The 21,097-nt window shown below is 39.6% G+C and carries 19 protein-coding genes and 1 tRNA gene; 5 read left to right on the top strand and 15 right to left on the bottom strand.

Features of this window, described 5'->3' with window-relative positions; all coding sequences use genetic code 11:
* The first annotated feature begins 58 nt into the window (after positions 1–58).
* Entirely contained in the window at positions 59–1,381 is a 1,323-nt protein-coding gene (locus tag JBW_RS08155) for an AAA family ATPase (RefSeq protein ID WP_235334165.1), read from the top strand.
* Positions 1,382–1,440: 59 nt separating this feature from the next.
* Here JBW_RS08155 and JBW_RS08150 read toward each other — a convergent pair whose 3' ends face one another.
* The 6 genes from JBW_RS08150 to JBW_RS08125 form a co-directional block, all read right to left on the bottom strand.
* Positions 1,441–1,635 (bottom strand): DUF378 domain-containing protein, encoded by a 195-nt coding sequence (locus JBW_RS08150; protein WP_007930600.1) that lies wholly within the window; start codon positions 1,633–1,635, stop codon positions 1,441–1,443.
* Positions 1,636–1,656: 21 nt separating this feature from the next.
* A complete protein-coding gene (gene lonB, locus JBW_RS08145) occupies positions 1,657–3,333 on the bottom strand; it encodes an ATP-dependent protease LonB (RefSeq protein WP_007952684.1) in 1,677 nt (558 codons plus the stop codon).
* Between the two features lie 128 nt (positions 3,334–3,461).
* The gene (clpX, locus tag JBW_RS08140; protein WP_007952676.1) at positions 3,462–4,724 is read right to left on the bottom strand and encodes an ATP-dependent Clp protease ATP-binding subunit ClpX; all 1,263 of its coding nucleotides are present in this window, start codon (positions 4,722–4,724) and stop codon (positions 3,462–3,464) included.
* Positions 4,725–4,739: 15 nt separating this feature from the next.
* A complete protein-coding gene (clpP, locus tag JBW_RS08135) occupies positions 4,740–5,345 on the bottom strand; it encodes an ATP-dependent Clp endopeptidase proteolytic subunit ClpP (RefSeq protein WP_007952675.1) in 606 nt (201 codons plus the stop codon).
* Between the two features lie 31 nt (positions 5,346–5,376).
* Positions 5,377–6,666, bottom strand: a complete 1,290-nt coding sequence (tig, locus tag JBW_RS08130; protein ID WP_007952674.1) for a trigger factor — start codon at positions 6,664–6,666, stop codon at positions 5,377–5,379.
* Positions 6,667–6,894: 228 nt separating this feature from the next.
* A tRNA-Gly gene (locus JBW_RS08125) sits at positions 6,895–6,969 on the bottom strand.
* Between the two features lie 154 nt (positions 6,970–7,123).
* On the opposite strand from JBW_RS08125, the gene JBW_RS08120 reads away from it, so the two are divergent.
* The 4 genes from JBW_RS08120 (at position 7,124) to JBW_RS08105 (ending at position 11,648) form a co-directional block, all read left to right on the top strand.
* Entirely contained in the window at positions 7,124–8,356 is a 1,233-nt protein-coding gene (locus JBW_RS08120) for a radical SAM protein (RefSeq protein WP_007952673.1), read from the top strand.
* Between the two features lie 45 nt (positions 8,357–8,401).
* Positions 8,402–8,743 carry a hypothetical protein gene (locus JBW_RS08115; RefSeq protein WP_235334164.1) on the top strand — a complete coding sequence of 114 codons (342 nt, stop codon included), beginning with the start codon at positions 8,402–8,404 and terminating at the stop codon, positions 8,741–8,743.
* Between the two features lie 491 nt (positions 8,744–9,234).
* On the top strand, positions 9,235–11,079 hold the full coding sequence (locus JBW_RS08110) for an APC family permease (RefSeq protein WP_007952671.1): 1,845 nt from the start codon (positions 9,235–9,237) through the stop codon (positions 11,077–11,079).
* 89 nt (positions 11,080–11,168) lie between these two features.
* On the top strand, positions 11,169–11,648 hold the full coding sequence (locus JBW_RS08105; protein WP_007952670.1) for a spore coat protein: 480 nt from the start codon (positions 11,169–11,171) through the stop codon (positions 11,646–11,648).
* Positions 11,649–11,739: 91 nt separating this feature from the next.
* Here JBW_RS08105 and arsA read toward each other — a convergent pair whose 3' ends face one another.
* The 9 genes from arsA to JBW_RS08060 form a co-directional block, all read right to left on the bottom strand.
* Entirely contained in the window at positions 11,740–13,491 is a 1,752-nt protein-coding gene (arsA, locus tag JBW_RS08100; protein ID WP_007952669.1) for an arsenical pump-driving ATPase, read from the bottom strand.
* 21 nt (positions 13,492–13,512) lie between these two features.
* Entirely contained in the window at positions 13,513–13,887 is a 375-nt protein-coding gene (gene arsD, locus JBW_RS08095; protein ID WP_007952667.1) for an arsenite efflux transporter metallochaperone ArsD, read from the bottom strand.
* An 88-nt stretch (positions 13,888–13,975) separates the two neighbouring features.
* Positions 13,976–14,335 (bottom strand): ArsR/SmtB family transcription factor, encoded by a 360-nt coding sequence (locus JBW_RS08090; RefSeq protein WP_007952665.1) that lies wholly within the window; start codon positions 14,333–14,335, stop codon positions 13,976–13,978.
* A 333-nt stretch (positions 14,336–14,668) separates the two neighbouring features.
* Positions 14,669–15,736 carry an ACR3 family arsenite efflux transporter gene (gene arsB, locus JBW_RS08085; RefSeq protein ID WP_007952663.1) on the bottom strand — a complete coding sequence of 356 codons (1,068 nt, stop codon included), beginning with the start codon at positions 15,734–15,736 and terminating at the stop codon, positions 14,669–14,671.
* Between the two features lie 375 nt (positions 15,737–16,111).
* Positions 16,112–16,411 carry an ArsR/SmtB family transcription factor gene (locus JBW_RS08080; RefSeq protein WP_007952661.1) on the bottom strand — a complete coding sequence of 100 codons (300 nt, stop codon included), beginning with the start codon at positions 16,409–16,411 and terminating at the stop codon, positions 16,112–16,114.
* 117 nt (positions 16,412–16,528) lie between these two features.
* Positions 16,529–18,181, bottom strand: coding sequence for an FAD-dependent oxidoreductase (locus JBW_RS08075; RefSeq protein WP_007952659.1), 1,653 nt, complete (start codon positions 18,179–18,181; stop codon positions 16,529–16,531).
* 48 nt (positions 18,182–18,229) lie between these two features.
* A complete protein-coding gene (locus tag JBW_RS08070; protein WP_007952658.1) occupies positions 18,230–18,676 on the bottom strand; it encodes an arsenate reductase ArsC in 447 nt (148 codons plus the stop codon).
* A 590-nt stretch (positions 18,677–19,266) separates the two neighbouring features.
* Positions 19,267–19,647: an ArsR/SmtB family transcription factor gene (locus tag JBW_RS08065; protein WP_007952657.1), complete on the bottom strand. Its 381-nt coding sequence runs from the start codon at positions 19,645–19,647 to the stop codon at positions 19,267–19,269.
* A 286-nt stretch (positions 19,648–19,933) separates the two neighbouring features.
* Positions 19,934–20,179 (bottom strand): hypothetical protein, encoded by a 246-nt coding sequence (locus JBW_RS08060; protein WP_007952656.1) that lies wholly within the window; start codon positions 20,177–20,179, stop codon positions 19,934–19,936.
* Positions 20,180–21,097 lie beyond the last annotated feature (918 nt).

The raw sequence follows: 21,097 nt of genomic DNA, 5'->3' as shown, positions 1-21,097 counted from the left end.
GCTCATCATTACTGGGATCTACTTTTATTATGCTAACGCTACAAAGAGGTCCTTTGCTGTGAATAAGAAGGGACTATCTGCCTCTTCCCTCATCCAATTTGATGACATTGGCGGCCAAGAAGTGGCAAAGCAAGAATTACGAGAAGCCGTAGAATTTATAAAAGATTCAACTCGTCTTAGCCATCTAGGCATCCGTCCATTAAAGGGCGTTTTATTAAATGGTCCGCCAGGAACGGGGAAGACCCTTTTAGCAAAGGCAGCAGCTCAATTTACAGATTCCGTTTTCCTTTCGGCTAGTGGCTCAGAATTTGTAGAAATGTATGTCGGAGTTGGTGCACAGCGTGTACGTCAATTGTTCCAATCTGCCAAATCCCTCGCCAAGCAGCAACGTAAAGATAGTGCAATTCTTTTCATTGATGAATTAGATATTCTGGGAGGAAAACGGGGGCAAAATGCAGGTAATACCGAATATGACCAAACCCTAAATGAACTTTTGGTACAAATGGATGGTCTCTCTTTTGATGACAGCGTTAAGATATTAATTATTGGCGCTACCAATCGCATCGACATCCTTGATTCAGCCTTACTGCGCCCAGGACGTTTCGATAGACATGTAAAAGTAGAACTGCCTGATAAAAAAGGACGTTTGCATATCCTTAGCCTGCATACTAAAAATAAACCATTAGCAGCAGATGTCTCATTAGAAACACTTGCCGCAAATACCTTTGGCTTTTCAGGAGCCCATTTAGAAAGCTTAACCAATGAAGCAGCAATTCTGGCTCTGCGTGAAGAAATGGTAACCATCACATCTAAGCACTTTCAAAGTGCGATTGATAAAGTAATCATGGGTGAAAAATTAGATAGAAGACCGAACACACTGGAGAAACAACGTATTGCTATCCATGAAGCAGGACATGCATTAGTAAGTGAAATCACACGACCTGGTTCTGTGGCAACAATTAACATTGCTTCTCGCAGTAATGCCTTAGGTTATGTAAGACAAACAACATTAGATGATACGTATTTATATACATTGGATGTCATTAAAAATAAAATTGCAGTAGCACTCGCTGGAGCCATCGCTGAAGAAATAAACTTAGGCAATCGCAGTACAGGTGCATCCAATGACTTTAAGCAGGCAATCGACTTAGCAAAAGAGATTATTCATAATGGTATGTCAACATTAGGCATCATATCCTTAGAAGATCTCACAAAGGATCTTTTACATGCTACTATAACATCCATTATAAAGGAAACGGAGCAGTATGTTTATACCATTCTCTCTAATCGTCAAGATACCCTTCAAGCGGCAGTCGCCTTATTGTTAGAAAAAGAATGCCTGGATGGTGATGAATTCAGAGTATTATTAAAAACATTTTAATTTTTAATAGCAAGATAGCCTTCTTTATGTAGAAGGCTATCTTGCTAACCTGCAATATCTTATGCTGACCTTCTACCTCTATTTAAAAAGCTGATGGACCAGATGCCTGATAAGCCCACTAATACATAGATAATACGACTTAAGAAAGAAGTTTGCCCGCCAAAAATCGTGGCTACTAAATCGAATTTAAATAGCCCCACTAAAAGCCAATTTAGAGCCCCTACAATGACCAGTATTAAAGCAATTCTATCCATAACCTTACCACCTTTATAAACTTAAATTTCCATACCTGCTGCTGCTAAAATTTCAGGCTGAGGTATTATAGTATCTTTGTGAAGTATATCGACTGTTTTTATTAAAGCGTTTTCGATAGCTTCCTCAAGAGATTCAATTGCGATGACTTGAACGGACAGCCCCTGATAGGACTCTTGCCAATTGTCTTTTGGTATCAAAACCCGGCACGCTCCAGCTTGCTCCGCTGCATAGATCTTGGCGCTTACCCCACCTACGGGACGAATTAAACCACGAATGGAAAGCTCTCCTGTCATAGCTACTTTATTATCAACGGGAATTCCCTTAATGGCAGAATAGATTGCTACTGCCATTGTCACTCCTGCTGAAGGACCATCCACAGGACCTCCACCTGGAAAATTCACATGGATATCATAACTATGTATATCCATTTTAAAACAATTGGAAAGTACAGTCATAACATTTTCCAAAGAACATTTCGCCATGCTTTTACGGCGTATGGTACGACCTGGCACATCTAATTCTTCTTCATCAACCACGCCAGTTATGGTAAGTTTCCCAGTGCCTGAAACAGCCGTTACCTCAATTTCCGTAATTGCCCCTATATCAGCTCCATGTACTGCCAATCCATTGACGAAGCCAACTTGAGGGGCATCAGGAACTTTCTTTTCCGGTCGTCTGCTATAGTGTCCAAAATTTATGACCCATTCTACATCTTTACAAGTGATGGACTGCCTAGACTCATTAATCGCAACGCTTGCAGCAATTTGCACAATATTGACACCATCACGACCATTGGTAGAGTATTGTTTAATCACTTCAACGGCTTTGTCCTCAATCGGAAAATTAAGTTTTTTAGCAGCATTATACACAATCCTGCTCACTTCATCGGCTAATATGGGACGGAAAAATATTTCTACACATCGCGAACGAATAGCAGGAGGAATATCCTGAGGCATACGAGTCGTCGCCCCCACTAAACGAAAATCAGCTGGCAAACCATTCTGGAAGATATCATGGATATGACTTGGAATATTGGTATCCTCACTATTGTAATAGGAGCTCTCTAAAAACACTTTACGATCCTCTAATACTTTTAGCAGCTTGTTCATTTGTATATGATGCAACTCACCAATTTCATCAATAAATAACAATCCACCATGAGCCTTCGTAACCGCTCCAGCTTTTGGCTGAGGAATGCCAGCCACCCCTAAAGGACCTGCTCCTTGGTAAATGGGGTCATGCACTGTACCAATTAAAGGGTCTGCAATTCCACGTTCATCAAAACGAGCTGTCGTAGCATCCATTTCAATAAACTTTGCATTCGATGAGAAAGGCGATAAACTATTGCGCTTAGCCTCTTCTAGTATCAGTCTTGCTGCTGCTGTCTTACCAACCCCTGGCGGTCCATACACTAAAACATGCTGAGGATTAGGTCCGCATAAAGCTGCTCTTAATGCTTTTAAACCGTCTTCTTGCCCAACAATTTCAGCAAAAGTCGTGGGTCGAGTTTTTTCTGATAAAGGTTCCGTTAATGAGATTGATCTTAGTTTCTGCAATTTGTCAATTTCTTTTTTTGATTCTCGTTCAACTGCTACCCGGTTTCCTTGTTGTGATCGCAGTAAATTCCAAAAATACAATCCGATGACAACTGCAAAAAAGAATTGTATTACTGTAACAATATTTATCGCATAATCCACTGATCCAAAACCTCCTCCCCAACAATTCTGATTCTGAATTTAGTATAGGCAAACAACTTGATTTTATCCTGTAAAAAACAGTAAATAAAAAAGGAGAGACAATGTCTCTCCTTTTCCATTAGTCGTCTTTATGCCGACTCTTCTTTTTTCTTAGATTTACGATCAACTGTAACTAATATAGGCTCTTCTTTACTTAAGACCACTTCTTTTGTTACAGTACATTTTGCTACATCTGCACGAGATGGTACTTCGTACATCACATTGCACATAATACCTTCAATAATCGCTCTAAGCCCCCGTGCTCCTGTATTACGCTTCAACGCTTCTTTAGCGATGGCATCTAATGCATCTTCTTTAAATTCAAGTTGCACATTATCAATCTCTAAGAATTTTTGATATTGCTTTACTAGAGCATTTTTAGGCTCTAACAGTATGCGCACCAAAGCTTGTTCGTCTAGAGCATCTAAAGTTACCACTACTGGTAAACGACCGACAAACTCTGGAATAAGACCAAACTTTAAAAGATCTTCCGGCAGAATTTGTTGTAACAAATCGCCAATATTCTTTTTACCTTTACTTCTGATTTCAGCACCAAAACCCATGTTCTTCTTGCCTGTACGAGCGCTGATCAATTTATCAATACCATCAAACGCACCACCGCAAATAAACAGGATATTGGTTGTATCAATTTGAATAAACTCTTGATGAGGATGCTTGCGTCCTCCCTGAGGGGGCACACTCGCTACAGTACCTTCAAGAATTTTTAGAAGTGCCTGCTGCACACCTTCCCCAGATACATCACGAGTAATTGACGGATTCTCCGATTTACGGGCAATTTTGTCAATTTCATCAATGTAGACAATGCCTTTTTCTGCTTTCTCCACATCATAATCAGCCGCTTGGATGAGTTTTAGCAAGATATTTTCCACATCTTCTCCAACATATCCAGCCTCTGTAAGTGATGTTGCATCGGCAATAGCAAAAGGTACATTTAGCAGTTTGGCTAAAGTCTGAGCCAGCAGCGTTTTACCACTACCAGTTGGTCCAAGCATTACAATGTTGGACTTTTGTAATTCCACATCGTCCATTTTACTGCCAAAATTAACACGCTTATAATGGTTATACACCGCTACAGCCAATGTTTTTTTAGCAGCATCCTGACCAATTACATATTGATCAAGAATATCTTTTATTTCTTTAGGCTTTGGAACATCACGAAGCTCGATATCAATCTCTCCGCTTAGTTCTTCCTCAATAATCTCATTACAAAGCTCAATACATTCATCACAAATGTATACACCAGGACCAGCTACCAATTTTTTAACTTGTTCCTGTAACTTACCGCAAAAAGAACATTTGAGTTGACCTTTGTCATCCCCAAATTTTAACATACTTATATCACCTCTTTATTTGGGACTTTCATGACGTTTTTCTCCACGGGCGACTACAGCATCAATAAGACCATATTCCTTAGCCTGTTCGGAAGACATAAAGAAATCACGTTCCGTATCGTGCTCAAGTTTTTCCCGCGACTGCCCGGTATGAGTTGCAAGAATTCCATTCAGGAGTTCTCTTAGTCTCAATATTTCTCGTGCATGAATTTCAATATCTGTCGCCTGCCCTTGAGTTCCCCCCAGAGGCTGATGAATCATAATGCGAGCAAAAGGCAATGCATAACGCTTTCCTTTTGCGCCTGCACTTAACAAGAATGCTGCCGCGCTGGCCGCTGAACCCATGCAAATTGTGGAAACATCCGGCTTAATATACTGCATGGTGTCATAAATTGCTAAAGCTGCCGTCACTACACCCCCCGGACTGTTAATGTACATATGAATATCCTTCTCAGGATCTTCAGACTCCAAAAACAACAGTTGAGCAATGACTACATTTGCCACATTATCATCAATGGGGCCACCAATAAATATAATTCGATCTTTTAGGAGTCTGGAAAAAATATCATAGGACCGTTCCCCACGACTTGATTGCTCTACTACTATTGGTACAAAATTCATAGCATAACACCTCTATTGATTTATTATTCTATTACTCTTTTTCTACACTGTCAATAATCAGTTGAGCTGCTTTTTTACGCAATATGGAATCAAATACAGTAGACATTTTTCCTTGTCCGTTGATAATCGCTTTTACATCTTCGATTTCAGCGCCGTATCCTTTAGCAATCGTAGCAATTTCAGCATCAACTTCTTCAGTACTTACTTCTAGTGCTTCAGCTTTTACAACAGCTTCCAGCAGTAAATCAGTTTTAACATTCGCTACAGCTGATTCATGATAGTTTTGACGTAATGCTGTTATGTCTGTGTTCATGTATTTCATATAGTCATCAAGCTTCATTCCGCGACTTTCTAAGTTGGCACCTAAATCTTCGATCATTTTTGAAATACGGTCTTCCACCATAACCTCTGGAATCTCCACTGTGGCATTTTCCACAGCTTGCTTAATAGCTTCATTACGGAAATCACGATCCGCTTTTTCACTAGCAGCCTTTTCTAATTTATTCTTAATGTCGGCCTTTAATTCCTCTACGGTATTAAAATCGCTTACATCTTTAACAAATTCATCATCTAACGTTGGCAGTTCTTTGCGTTTTACATCGTGAACTTTTACTTTAAATACAGCTTCTTTGCCTGCCAAATCAGCAGCGTGATACTCCGCAGGGAAGGTTACATTTACATCAATTTCAGAACCGGCTTTTGCACCAATTACTTGTTCTTCAAAGCCAGGGATGAACGTGTTTGAACCAATTTGCAACGGATAGGCTTTGCCATCTCCGCCAGGGAAAGCTACACCATCTACAAATCCTTCAAAATCAATAATAGCAAAATCACCATCTTCAATAACTGCATCTTCTGCTACTACCATTTTGGCATGACTATTGCGCATCGTTTCCACTTCTGCGTTGATTTTTTCTTCTGTAACTTCTTCTACTGCTGCAGCAATCTTCAATCCTTTATATTGTCCCAAAGCAATTTCTGGTTTTGCCACTACAGTAGCTTTAAAGAGTAAATCTTTATCTTCCGCTAAGGTAACAACATCAATATGAGGGCGGCTTACTGGTTCAATTTTATTATCTTCAAGAGCTTGAGCATACGCAGGGCTAGCCATGATTTCAAAAGCTTCATCCAATAGTGCTTCTTTACCAATATGCATTTCTAAAATGCGACGAGGTGTTTTTCCTTTACGGAACCCCGGAATATTTACTTTATTAGATAATTTACGATATGCCTTTTCAACTGCTTTTGCTACTTCTACTTGAGGCACTTCAATTTCAAAGACCACTTTATGATTGTCTATTTTCTCCATTGTTGCTTTCATTTTGTATTGTATCCTCCCTATGTAATTAGTTGGCGACATTATGTGTAACGCCAAAAATAGTATTACCATTTTTAACATGTTTTCTATGTTAGTTCAAATAAATTCCTTACTTTAGACATAAATCACTACACTTTAGAATGTCATACCCCATATGATACCATAAGTAAATAACAAAAACAAGATATATGCAAAAAACCCAGCAATAACTGCCGAGTTCAATATTTTCTATGGAGCGGAAGACGAGATTCGAACTCGCGACCCTCGCCTTGGCAAGGCGATGCTCTACCACTGAGCTACTTCCGCATATTATAATTTACTATCATCAATAACCTTATTAATTATATATGCAATTTTATTTTTTGTCAACATCCGATTGTTTTTTTGAAAGATGGCACACACCAAGATACCGTTTTTTGCATATTATGTAATAAATCCACCATAAAAGGAGGCTGATCTGTTGTATTATAACTTACAAAAACACTGCAAATTAGTGAAAGGTGCTGCTCGTGGTGCAATCTACGACTTTAAAACAGGAAAGGTTCATTCCATTAACCAAAGTGCAGCTGGGCTACTCAGCGCCTGCCAAAGCAACGCCTTGGAGGATCTTTGGGATATGTCATCTACTGAAAGCACGCAATACATGAATTTCTTAAATAAGCTAGAACAAAAAGATTTAGGATTTTTTCATGAAACATCTTCTGCTTCTATTCCAGAGCGCTCCTTACCAGACTGCCCTGCAAAACTTGAGTTTCTGTGGTTAGAACTAACAGCAGCCTGCAACAGCAAGTGTCTACACTGTTACTCAGAAAGTGGCCCTTCACGCAAGGAATTGGATCTCGTACCTCATCACCGCTGGCTCTCCCTTATAGAAGAGGCAAAAGCAGCAGGAGCTACTGATATTCAATTTATTGGCGGTGAGCCATTACTGTACCCTAAGTGGCGTGACCTAGTCATCAAGGCTCATGAAATCGGCTATGAATATATCGAAATCTTTACAAACGGTACATTAGTTGATGATAGCTGTATCGATTTCTTTAAACAATATAATGTAAATATCGCTACAACCATTTATGCTAATAACGCCTCCGTCCATGACAGCGTAACCTTGCATCCTAATAGCTTTACGAAAACCATGACTGCCATCAAGAAAGTATTAGAAGCTAAGATTCCTTTACGCATTGCTTCTATTATTATGAAAGCCAACGAACACGAAGTACCCAATATTCTTAAGCTTTATGAAGAATTGGGCATGCCCGATGCGTATCCCGATGTGATTCGCCCCACCGGCAGAGGAGATGATCAACATTTACTTCCAACTACTTTTACCAAGCCGCCTATTAAACCGCCCTTTTACACTGACGAAGCTTCTTTTACGGCTTCTCAGACTTACTGCCAATGCCTAGCAGGAAAACTTGCGATTACCTCCACAGGTGATGTCATACCTTGCATCTTTGCAAGAAATCAAGTATGCGGCAATATTCTTACGCATTCATTAGCTGATGTACTTACGGATCACCCACTACAACAATGCTGGCATACGACCAAAAATCAAATCCAAAAATGTAAGGACTGTGAATATCGCTATGCTTGCACGGATTGTCGCCCGTTAGCCCAAGGCAACGATTCCAATAAGTCATGGCTGGCCCCTCCTGCTGCCTGTTCCTATAATCCTTATACAGGTGAGTGGTAACCTCGATATAGCGAGTATCGTTAGACTAAAAAGGAGGATAAAAATATGTATTATGACGATGATGATGATTATTATGATAATAGCGAACAAAGACCTAAGTGGGATCGACCAGAAATGACTGACTGGGATGACGATGACGATGATGAACGAGTCGTTATTGTAGGGTGCGGTCCGTCATCTTCTTGCTGGCCCCGTCAACAACAGTGCTGGCCCGTCAACAACAGTGCTGGCCTCGTCAGCAATGCTGGCCTCGTCAGCAATGCTGGCCTCGTCAACAATGCTGGCCCCGTCAACAGTGCTGGCCCCGTCAACAGTGCTGGCCTCGTCAACAGTGCTGGCCTCGTCGCGATTAAAACCTCTTATGCAAAGCTTCCCCTCTACCCTTAAGTATAAGCATATACACTCTAAAGGCACCGGATACTTCCGGTGCCTTTTAAATTAAACGTTTATAACTTTTCTACATTCTACTCCCCTATTTGCAACAATTATGATGATAATTGTTGCAAATAGATCTAAATAGAAGAAAATAGTCTTAATCACAAGGATATTGATGATAGATATTTTTATTTGGTATAAATTATTGTTATTTATTGCTAAATGGTTTAAAATCGCCCTTTCCTTTTACTATAACTACTGTATAATTGATTTTATGCCAAATGGTCTATCATCCCTTAGCCAGCTAAAATCAAGAATCTTATGGCATCATTATCAAGAAGACTAAGATTTCAGATGGAAGTTTAATTCCACCTGAATTTTATTCGCATTTATCCTTCGGACTTAGCCGCTTTAACTCCCGCTTATAGAAGATAGGAGTCTTAGAGCGGTTTAATCATCGGATAAAACACATTTCACAATAAATATCGGAGGTAGATTCAACTATGATGCGATTCGTTCGACGAATCCTTATTGGCAAACCGTTACACAATCAAGAGATACATAATGAAAAACTCCCCAAATGGAAGGCTCTGTCAATTTTTTCTTCTGATGCTTTATCCTCTGTAGCTTATGGTCCAGAACAAATTATGCTCATGCTAACTCTTCCTGGTATGTTAACTTACAGCTATTTGGCACCCATATCTCTGGCTATCCTGGCCCTATTGGCAATCGTTACCATTTCATATGTACAAGTAGCTAAGGTTAATCCAGGAGGAGGAGGTTCGTATTCTGTTGCCATTAGGAATTTAGGAGAAATGCCAGCACTCACCGCAGCAGCTGCCTTGTTTGCCGATTATACACTTACGGTTGCTGTAAGTGTATCTGCTGGAACCGCTGCTATTATCTCAGCTTTCCCCCATTTTGCTCAACACGAAGTTGCAATGGATTTATTTATTCTATTCGGAGTCCTGATGCTAGTAAATTTACGCGGCATCCGCGAATCTTCCACCGCATTTGTATTTCCTACCTACGGCTTTATTCTTGGCATTATCGCATTAATCGGCACAGGAATATATCAAGCACTTACGAATCAAGCACCCATTTTTCCTCCTGAATCACTAGTAAAACAAATGGATTGGACGATTCTAGTTCTCGTCCTTCGGGCCTTTGCAAATGGCTGCAGCTCCATGACAGGTCTTGAAGCAATTTCCAATGGGGTCCCTATGTTTCGTTCTCCAGGAGCACGCAATGCTACAATCACTACCTATTGGATGTCAGGAATCCTTGGCATTATGTTTATTGGCACTTCATTTTTAACTATGCATTTTCATATTTTACCTTTGCATGATATAACAGCCTTATCTCAAATTGCCGAACTCACTTTTGGACGCGGCTGGGCGTATTATTATATACAAATTACCACTATGTTAGTCCTCTACCTGGCTGCCAACACCTCTTTTAACGGATTGCCTCTTTTATTATCCATCCTTGCTAGAGACGGCTATATGCCTCGTTATCTGGGAGTAAGAGGAGAACGATTAAATTTTTCTAATGGCATTGTATTACTGAGTATTGTTGCTGGCATTTTAATCCTAATTTATCAAGGAAATACGGAACATTTGATCTCATTATATGCCATCGGTGTTTTTCTTTCCTTTACGATTGCACAAATAGGCATGGTAGTTCATTGGAGAAAAGAAAGAACTTCTGGCTGGCGTCTACGCGCCACTGTAAATACCGTCGGTGCCACCGTTACCGGTATCGTTGTTTTGATTATTGCAATCACTAAGTTTTTTCATGGTGCATGGCTTGTCCTAGTATTTATTCCTATTATGATTTGTATTTTCAAAAAAATTCGCTCTCATTATAATGATATGGCTGAACAATTACATCTTCCCTTAGAAGATTTCAATCCAAATATTAAAGCCAATCTAAAAACAGGCAGGAATGTGGTAATCGTCCCCATCGCTACCCCCACCAGTGTCGTAGCTGAAACACTTAAGTATGCTAAAAGCATTAGCAATGATGTGGTAGCCTTACATATTGCCACAGACGAAGAAATTGGCAGAAAAGTCGAAGAAAAATGGCGTGGCTGGAATCCTGGAATTGAACTCGTAACTGTATATTCCCCCTATCGTTTGGTAATCCAGCCTATTCTAGACTACATTATCAATTTGGAACATCAAAAAAATCCCGAAGATTATATTACAATTCTGATTCCTGAGTTTCAAACAAAGAAATGGTGGCATCGCCTACTGCATAACCAAACAGGTTGGATCCTTCGCACCTTATTAATTTTAAGAGAAAATGTTATTGTAACCACCATCCCATTTCATTTGCAAAAATAAATAAAAATTATAAGATATAACTAACCTCCTTTTACAATCATGAATAAAATTCAAGTTATGAAACAAAATAGTAGCAGGAGGTGATATATATGACGCTACAATTAACCCCAAAAGAAAAATCTTTATTGGAAGATCAAAAAAAGCATGAGCAGATCTGTATAGAGAAGTACCAGTCTTATGCTAATCAAGCCCAAGATCCAGCTCTAAAGCAGTTGTTTAACTCCTACGCTGGACAAGAGCAGCAGCACCTAAATACTGTCAACCAAATGCTAAACGGTCAAATTCCCAATATGACTTCACAGCAAAACCAGCAATCCGGGCAAAGCAACTCAACTACAACTTCATCATCCTCTCAGGGAGCTATTGCAAGTCAAAGTGACAGTACTCTCTGTACGGATATGCTAATGACTGAAAAATTTGTCTCCGGAGCCTATGATACGGCGATCTTCGAATTTGCTGATCCTAATGCACGTCAAGCTCTTAACCACATACAAAAAGAAGAACAAGGACATGGTCAAGGGATCTTCCAATACATGCAAAGCAAAGGTATGTATAATACACAATCCTGATACCATAAGCTACATAAAAGGGGCTGTCTCAAAATAAAATTTAATTTGAGACAGCCCCTTTTGATCTAATTCATTAGCATTTCTTTACCATTTATCTGATTAAGTCTACTAATTTTTCGCCTTTTATTTCTTCGCCTTTCCATGGAATTATAGCAAAGTTTCCTTGTGATATTTCATCCACTTTATTGATCCAGGGAATTTCATTTAAGGATTTTGTTTTTAATAATGGACTTTGAGTGTTCGTCATGAGTAAACTTGAATTAATAACCCACCATTTGTTATTAATACCTGCTCTTTTTAGATCTTCTTGTAATCGCATTGCTTCATATACAGGAGTGGCCTCTGGGAGGGTTACAATGACTACTTCTGTTTCTTTTTCATCTCGCAATCTTGGCAATAAGTTTTTCACGGCTTGTGGTATATCGCCTTGGGATTTTTGTATTTCTTTATGATAACTTTGTGTAGCATCTAATAGTAACAATGTGTGACCGGTGGGTGCCGTATCAATCACCACAATCTCATCATCCGCATTATCTACAATCTCAGCAAACGCACGGAATACGGCGATTTCTTGTGTGCAGGGAGAGCGAAGATCTTCTTCTACATACGCAATGTCTTCTTCTGCCATTGTTTCTCTTGCCTTTGCCAAAACGGTTTCGGTGTAATTACGAAGCTCATCCTTCTCATCAATCTTACTTAACCGAATCCCATGACCTTCTTCTACTACAAATTTCAGATGGTCTGCTGGATCGGTAGTTGTCAAATGTACTTTTACCCCTTTCTCAGCAAGACCGATGGCTATCGCCGCTGCTAAGGTAGTTTTCCCAACCCCACCTTTTCCCATAGTGAAGATTACTCTTTTTTTTGATGCGTAAAGGTCCTCAATTAAAGCTTTGACTTTAGGCAATTCTTCTTTATTTAGCTTATAATTTTGACTTTCTAAATAATCTTCTTTTAACAGCATTCTGATATTTTTAATTCCTGTTATATTATAGGCGCGTAATGGAATTTTATAGGTCGGAGTTTCACGTAAAGATTCAGGTATATTCCGTAATGCCTCTTGTTGCTTAGCATATAGTTTATCTGCTATTTGATCATTCTCAATATCTAATTCCAGGACACCATTCACAACTAATAGTTGATTATGAACCCCTAATTCCTTCAATTCTCTAGAAGCTCGCTCTGCTTCCTGCAGCGGGGAATATTCAGGTCTAGAGATTAAAATCAAGGTCGTCAATTTGCCATCTGCTAGAGTACTAACAGCATTCTTATATACTTCTTTCTTGCTTTCCAGGCCTGACAATTGCCCCAGACAAGATGCTCCATGGGTGCTTTCGCTAATAAAATTACTCCATGCAGATGGTAGTTGCAGCATCCGTAAGGTATGACCCGTTGGTGCCGTATCAAATAGAATGTGGTCATATTCTATTTGTGTTTTTTCATCGGTAATAAAATTAGAAAACTCATTAAAGGCTGCAATCTCCACGGTACAAGACCCGGAAAGCTGCTCCTCCATGTTTTGTAAAACACTTGCTGGAAGCTTACCTTTATAAGGTGCAATTACTGATTCTTTATAAGCCTTAGCTGCTTCTTCCGGATTCAGATTAGCTACCACAAGATTAGGTACTTCTTGAATGGGAGTTCCTTTACTTGTAAGGCTGATACCGAAAACATCCTGCAAATTTGATGCTGGATCGGTGCTGACTAATAAAACCTTTTTACCTTGATCTGCTAAAGTAATGGCAGTAGCGCAGGCTGACGAAGTTTTCCCTACCCCACCTTTGCCAGTGAAAAATAAATACTTTGTCAATTTTATATTATCTGGATTAAACAATTTATACATGTAATAGCCTCCTACTTTGACTTAGCAACATCCACCTTCATCACAACCACAGCCATTCTCTTTTTCAGCAGCCGCAGCGGCTATTTCATCTTTCGATACGCCTGACCACTGAGCAAATTCATCCGCTGTAGGATAGCTCCTGGTCTTAACCACTTCTCCATCTACGATTGTAATCGGTAGAACTTCCACTTCTTCCTTCATCAAATACTCATTTACCTTCTTATTATCGACAAAGGCTTGTGGCTCACTAGAAAGACCATAGCGAATGATCGTAACGCCCTTCTTAGTAAGAGTATTCACAGTCGTAGCCACTCTTAAAAGCTCTTGATCTATACCCGGTCCACAAATTCCTGTTGCACAACACATTGCTGGATCAAAAATTTCAATTTTACTCATTTTTATCGCCCCTTTAATTTATTGACTTACGATAAGCATATATTCCTATATCAAATTATACTCATATAGTATTTAATAATTACAAGTGTTAAGCACTTGTAATTATTAACGGCCCGCATTCAAAGTTCTGTTCACGATACGTTCTCAGGGTAGCTATATCATGTTGATATTGAAGATGTTTGGCAAAATCTTCATCTAATAAAGTTTTTATAAAGGAATGCTCTTTTATTATATCTACGTTAATGCCATAGTATACCCACTGTGATTTTTTCTCACTATAAATAATACCCGCATCGCGAAGTTTTGCCAAATGCCTAGACACGTTAGACTGACTACTTTGGAGTATGGCTTCAATCTCGCATACACATAAATTTTCAACTCGTAATAAATTCACAATCCTAAGTCTGGTTCCATCCCCTAATGCTTTTACGATTCGTGTTATACTCAATGTGACTACCTCCTTTATAAATCAAGTGTTAGCACCCTTAGTATATGTCTATATTCACTTTTAATCATATATTAGGGCTTTCATTTTGTCAATATGATCCCATATGCATTTCTTAGTCACATAAAGAGCCAGACCATTACTATAGTTTATTTTTAACCTTCTTATTGAGAAATCAATTGCGTTAGGAGCAATGCTACGTTTGAAATAGCAGGTTCCAGTTTCATCCGATCCTCAGATATTGCCAAACAGTCTTTTCGCCTTCCTCTCTTCTGTCTCATTAGGGCTAAAGAATACTACACAGTTTTAGAACCACTTACTATTCTGGAATAACATCTAGGCTTTTTCTGTTGTTGACTTTGATTCTAAACCAAACCAGTGCTGAGTCCGATTGCAGAAGCTGCATACTGACAACATGACTGGCACTTCCACCAATACGCCGACAACAGTGGCCAGTGTCGCACCTGACGTTAAGCCGAATAAGGAAATAGTAACCGCAACCGCCAATTCAAAAAAATTGCTAGCCCCGATAAGTGCCGCAGGCGAGGCAATATTATGTGGCACTTTAAAATACCTGGCTAAACCATAGGCTAAGGAGGAATTAAAGTAAACTTGAATGATAATTGGGATGGCAATCAGAATAATACTAAACCAATTATTGGTAATGACTTCTCCTTGGAAAGCAAAGATAATAACCAAGGTTACCAGCAAGGCAATAATGGTTACTGGTTTTAAGGGAGTCAATATTTTGTCATTAAACCATTCTTCACCACGGGAAGGAATCAAGACACGTCTGGTAATATAACCCGCTACTAACGGAATGACAATATACAACAATACAGACATAAACAAGACATCTTTAGGAACGATAATATCGGAAACCCCTAATAAGAACATAACAATCGGTGCAAATAAAACCAGCATGAGCAAATCATTGATGGCCACCTGGACCAATGTATAGGCAGGATCACCATCCGTCAGATAGCTCCACACAAAAACCATAGCGGTACAAGGTGCCGCCGCTAGAATAATAGTGCCAGCAAGGTATTCATTGGCCATTTGCTCACCGATCAAACCAATAAAAACATATTTAAAAAAGAACCAGCCTAACAGTGCCATGCTGAAAGGTTTTACTAACCAATTGACAAACAAAGTGATGAATAGTCCTTTCGGTCTGTCGCCTACCTTCAAGATAGCGGAAAAATCAATTTTCAGCATCATGGGATAAATCATCAGCCAGATTAAAATAGCAATAGGTAAATTCACATGACTGATTTCTATTTTACTCAGTGAATCAACCACCCCAGGGAACACCTTGCCAAAACCAATACCAATCACAATACATAGTGCCACCCATAAACTTAAATACCTTTCAAAAAAATCCAATCTTTTTTCTGTAGACATAGAAATAAACCTCCTCATAATGTAAACATATGTTTGAGATACAAAACATTTTACTTTATTATATATGAATATAATCGAATTCATGCATGTACTCACTAAAAAAATTCACTCGCCATCAATTTCGACAGTGGGCTCTTAATTATCATCCATGCTCTGTGAGCTTTATCAGCCTAACAAAGTCTTTTGTCATTGCTTATTTCTTTCCAGTTCCTAGCCATTCTTTTAAAACCGCCTCTCGTATATGAGTATATTTGATTTTACTCATGAATGTCAACAAATAATTTAGCGTTCATTTTTAAACTTACTCGCATTAGAGAGCAATCCCGTGGCATAGCAGCAATCGATAACTAAAAATTATCCTGTCCTTATTGCATTTTAATTAGGGCTACAAGTCCTATATCGTTCATTCGTTGCCGTTTTACACAACTGCAGAAAGACCTCAACCTGATTGAATGCTTCGGGATTCAATTGGTAATAAACCCATTTGCCGTCACGTTTATCCACTACAATGCCGGATTGCTTTAAGACCTTTAGATGATGTGAAATGGCCGGCTGTGATTTATCGAAAGCCGCTAAAATATCACAAACGCAAAGTTCCTTATCAATCAGCATCTTTACAATTTCCAGGCGAATATCATCCCCCAATGCTTTAAAAATCAACGCTACGCCCTCCATGAAGCTCCCCTCCCCTTTCTCACATTTCTACTTTTTCGTCTGAGGAGGATAGGGAGTGATTAGCTCCCTCCTTTTTACCTCTGTATCGGTTACTAGATGATGTTTAAACCACCTGCATTATTTTTTGCTATTCTTGCTATAATTCTTATAGCCACCCGACAAGTTATATACGTTCTTAAAACCATGATTGATTAGAATATTTTGAGCGGCATTCCCTGTAACCCCTTTGTTACAATAAGTAACTGTAACCATTTCTTTATCAAGGGAATCCAGTGCTTTACGAATATTCTCCTGTGGGATATTCACTGCACCCTCGACATGGGCTTTTTCGTATTGCTTGGTCACCCTAGCATCGATAATCTTCACTTCTTCGCCATTTTTTATTTTTTCCTGTAGCTCAGCCGGAGTCATCAGCTCTCTGCCGCGCCTGATGGCATTATCCAAAATCATTCCAGTATACATCACCGGGTCTTTAGTAGTCGAAAATGGTGGTGCATAGGCTAAATCCAGGTGAAATAAGTCTTCTGCTTTCGCACCGAAAGTAATGGCGGTCACAAAGACATCCATTCGTTTATCGACACCAGATTTTCCGACAATCTGCACCCCCAAAACCTTGCCAGTGTTTTTATCGGCAACCGCCTTAATGACCATCTCACTGCCGTGATAATATTCAGGCTTATCTGGTTTGATATTATGACAGACAACAACCTCATAGCCTTCTTTTTTTGCTTCCTTTTCCGTAAGACCAGTCTGACCTACTGCCATATCAAACACTTTAAATATACCTGTCCCCAAAATTCCCCGGAACTCCAAATCACCGCCGGTTATCTGATCACCAGTAATTCGTCCCATTTTATTGGCAGTAGAACCTAACGGCCGATACAAAGGTTTGCCAGTCATTAAAGAATAACTTTCCGCGCAGTCACCGCAGGCATAAATCTCATCCAGATTGGTTTGCATCTTCCGATTGACCTTGATGGCTCCTGTTGGCCCGAGTTCAATACCTGCCTTTTGAGCCAAATCTACATTGGGTCTTACCCCGACAGCCATGATCACAAAATCCGCGTCGATTTCTTTGCCGCTTTTCAATATCACTTTACTGACGGAAGGTTCTCCTTCCAGGCGAATCACTGAATCGTTGACGATTACCTGTACGCCCTTCTCAACCAGATGATCGGCTACGTATACCGCCATATCTGGATCTAACGCAGGCATAACGTGCCCTGCCATTTCCACAACACTAACAGCGATTCCTCTGGCTGTTAAGTTTTCCGCCATTTCAAGACCGATAAATCCAGACCCGACAATTACAGCCGATTTGGGATTGGCTGTTAGCACTTGTTCACGGATACGGTCGGCATTGATTACATTCCGTAAATAAAATACATTGGGCTTATTGCCCCCCTCTATAGCAGGCACAACGGATTTTGCACCAGTAGCAACAACCAGTTTATCATACCTTTCCTGAAAGATTTCTTGCGTAACTAAATTTTGCACCGTGAGTACTTTACTTTGCGGCTGAATTTCTAACACTTGATGTCTGGTGTACACATCCACATTATATTTCTGTTTGAAGAATGCGGCATCCCTTGGAACCAATTGCTCCCGGTCTTCCACTTCAGTTCCAATAAAGTATGGCAAGCCGCATCCTGAATAGGATACATCACTGTCTGCATCAAATAATGTAATTTGAGCATTTTCATTGTTTCTTCTTGCTTTGGCTGCTGCAGAAGTACCAGCCGCTACCCCACCAATGATAATAATTTTCATAATAACCCCCCTCATGAAACCACCAAATTTTGCCTACTGGTGACAATTTTATTTTAGATGATCCTGCTGACCACGGTAGTCCTGTAACCACTCCTTGACCTTCTCTTCAATTTCATCACGCACCTGCCGGAACTTTTGCCGCGTTTCTTCTTCTGTTCCCTCAAAAGCAGCCGGATCATCAAAGGGCCAGGATATCAACTGTCGTGCTCCTGGAAAGATCACGGGGCACTTGCCTTCAGCCTTTTTACAAACAGCAATGACGTAGCCAAATGACATTTTCCCTAAAAACTCCCGAACACCTTTGGAATGCTGGCCGCTAATGTCAATGCCAATCTCTTTCATGACCTGCACCGCATATGGATTCACTTCCTTAGGCTCAAAACCTGCACTGTGAACCTCCAGCATATCATCACCATATTTTTTGAAAAAGGCTTCTGCCATTTGGCTGCGTGCGCTGTTTTGCGTACATATAATCACCAATTTCGCTTTCTTCATGATGCCCACTCCTCGTTATGTTTATTATGGTCTTGTTACCTCTAACCGTCTGCCGTATTTTTGCCTTAGCACATCATATTTAAATTCTTGAATATGTTTTCATCATACCTTACGATTGTTTTTTTAGTCAACGCACCCTTTGTTAACATTGTGTTAATTTTAGCTAGATACTACCTAACTGCAAAATTTATGCTGGCACGTACAAGCCGATAGCGACCATAATAAACATTTTGCGACGGTAATATGTTCTGCAATCGCGATAATATATAACTATGTAAAGCAATAGAACCGTACTACAAAAGGATATCCCTTTTCCAATACAGTTCTATTTCGCAAATAACTAACTCATTATTGTACCATGATCCGGTTTCTCCCAAAAAGCCTACGTATTGATTTTGTCATAGGGAATCCAGATTTGAAGTAAATTAATCAGAACACTGATTCCTATAAATAATACGGATAGTTCCAAAATAAGCATAGCAAAAGTATTCAAAATTTGATTGTTCGATCAAATGGTAGAGGATAGATATAGCAACAGTGATGATCAAAACTGCATCATTTTTATTTCAATCATATAATCGTTACAATATTTATTCGTCCTCCATTTTCACCCTTGTCTCACAACAGCCGCCCTGCCTTTGGTATTTCGTGAGCCGTACAAAGTCTTTTTGACAATGCGGCTGCTGTTCCAGTTCTTTGGCTAGTAACTCCCGCACAAAGGGATACCGCTCCAGGCTGGTTTTATCCACCCTGTAATAGACCCACTGGGCTTGTTTGTCACTGACAATCAGCCCAGCATGTTTGAGTTTAATCAGATGACGCGAAGCATTGGACTGGCTGAGATTCAGCACTGCTTCCAAATCACAGACACATAAGGTTTCCTTGTACAATAAGTGCAAAATTCGCAGCCGAGTCCCATCACCCAGTGCTTTTAATATTTCGACTACATCCATCACTGCCACCTCAATCATTATTTGTCCTATCCTTGTTATGATATGATGATATGCAATCTTCCATTCATGTATGTTAAGAGAATTGTGTACAGCCCTATTCCTGATTGCACTGTATAATCTCTTTATGAACCTCTCTATTACATACAGCCGACGACAAGATTTGTAGTGAAATGGAGGGGGCGATCGGCGGGAGTCTGCCTCCGGTCTGATAGGGGAATAAAAAAACCGGAATCACCCGGCTTTTAAAATAATCATTCAGGCTATCTTTTGTGACAGCAGCCTGCCCTCTTGAAGCTGCTGAAATTCAATGTTGTTTAAGCTTGTCTAGTCTTGCATAGATAATTTTTCTAAACTCTTCAAATGAAACGTCCTGAACGATTTCAGTCACATGGCCGATCAGTGAAAGATTATAGATAGCCTTTTCTTCTTGCGTCTTGATCATCACATATTCATTTCCATCAACATCCGTAATCAATGTAAGTTTAATATCAGCGCTCTCAGCTTCCTCACCCATAATCGTTTCGTTTGTTGTTCTGTAGGTTTTAAACATGTGCATTATCCTTTCGTGCGCTTATACCTTCACTACTAATGCACGCTGGCGCGCTGCTTTGGCAGCCCTGACTTTTACCTTTTGTCTTTCCTTGTACTGAACCCAATTTATATCCCCCCATCTTCATCCTGTAGGAGGTTTCTTCTATCCGAAATGCTGATAGAAGAAACCAGCATACAGTTTGTTTCAGGGGAAACTAAAAAAGAGCATGCGAGGTCTTTTCAACCTACACATGCGCTTTGCTTCGTCTTGATTGCATGCAGACGCTAAGCTTCTGCCAAAACTTCAATTGTATTATGCCGAAACGTAACATCCCTTGTTTTCAAGGGAAAAGCACGGTATAATAAATTGTCGTCGTAGACAGCTAGCTGTTACGTGTAGGTGCTCCGACACCTGCTCGTGCCTGGGAGTGTTCCACCACTCTCAGGACACGGCGACTTTTTTAATTTCCACCTATTTCTAATTATATTACTTTTTGGTACGATTGCAAGTAAATGAGCCACGAAATTTTTTTCTGCCCATTATTTTTGTTGAAATAAACACAATATTTGTTATAGAACCATAAATTAAGAAGCTATTGACAACTGCACTCCGCAGTATTCAATGGCTTCTTGTATTTAGATTAAGACACCTAACATAAATGTACACATTCGAAATCACGATGGATAATAACATTAATGCCAAATGCAACTCCCATCGTCCCCATTGCTTTGATAAGTGGAATCATCATAGCCACAAAAGATTTTTTTCAAAAGATTGCATTTAATTTTCATTATTCTACTTCTTTCAGAAAAAACTATTATATTGTATTCTGTAAATAATCTATGTATAATGATCTCTATTGAATATCGGACATCGTCTTTTCTGAAAGTGGAAAGTCACTAGGTATATTTAAAACAAAAACAGGAGGACTATTTT

The organism is Pelosinus fermentans JBW45, assembly GCF_000271665.2.
GTDB classification, from domain to species: Bacteria; Bacillota; Negativicutes; order DSM-13327; family DSM-13327; genus Pelosinus; species Pelosinus baikalensis.
This window is presented reverse-complemented; position numbering and strand designations above follow the sequence as displayed.

Excerpts from the sequence above, each read along its gene's own strand:
- JBW_RS08070 (WP_007952658.1), bottom strand. The coding sequence starts at position 18,676 with ATGAAGAAAGCGAAATTGGTGATTATATGTACGCAAAACAGCGCACGC.
- arsB (WP_007952663.1), bottom strand. The coding sequence starts at position 15,736 with ATGTCTACAGAAAAAAGATTGGATTTTTTTGAAAGGTATTTAAGTTTA.
- JBW_RS08075 (WP_007952659.1), bottom strand. The coding sequence starts at position 18,181 with ATGAAAATTATTATCATTGGTGGGGTAGCGGCTGGTACTTCTGCAGCA.
- arsD (WP_007952667.1), bottom strand. The coding sequence starts at position 13,887 with ATGAGTAAAATTGAAATTTTTGATCCAGCAATGTGTTGTGCAACAGGA.
- clpX (WP_007952676.1), bottom strand. The coding sequence starts at position 4,724 with ATGTTAAAATTTGGGGATGACAAAGGTCAACTCAAATGTTCTTTTTGC.
- tig (WP_007952674.1), bottom strand. The coding sequence starts at position 6,666 with ATGAAAGCAACAATGGAGAAAATAGACAATCATAAAGTGGTCTTTGAA.
- arsA (WP_007952669.1), bottom strand. The coding sequence starts at position 13,491 with ATGTATAAATTGTTTAATCCAGATAATATAAAATTGACAAAGTATTTA.
- JBW_RS08115 (WP_235334164.1), top strand. The coding sequence starts at position 8,402 with ATGTATTATGACGATGATGATGATTATTATGATAATAGCGAACAAAGA.
- JBW_RS08110 (WP_007952671.1), top strand. The coding sequence starts at position 9,235 with ATGATGCGATTCGTTCGACGAATCCTTATTGGCAAACCGTTACACAAT.
- clpP (WP_007952675.1), bottom strand. The coding sequence starts at position 5,345 with ATGAATTTTGTACCAATAGTAGTAGAGCAATCAAGTCGTGGGGAACGG.
- JBW_RS08150 (WP_007930600.1), bottom strand. The coding sequence starts at position 1,635 with ATGGATAGAATTGCTTTAATACTGGTCATTGTAGGGGCTCTAAATTGG.
- JBW_RS08105 (WP_007952670.1), top strand. The coding sequence starts at position 11,169 with ATGACGCTACAATTAACCCCAAAAGAAAAATCTTTATTGGAAGATCAA.
- JBW_RS08060 (WP_007952656.1), bottom strand. The coding sequence starts at position 20,179 with ATGTTTAAAACCTACAGAACAACAAACGAAACGATTATGGGTGAGGAA.
- JBW_RS08080 (WP_007952661.1), bottom strand. The coding sequence starts at position 16,411 with ATGGAGGGCGTAGCGTTGATTTTTAAAGCATTGGGGGATGATATTCGC.
- JBW_RS08065 (WP_007952657.1), bottom strand. The coding sequence starts at position 19,647 with ATGATTGAGGTGGCAGTGATGGATGTAGTCGAAATATTAAAAGCACTG.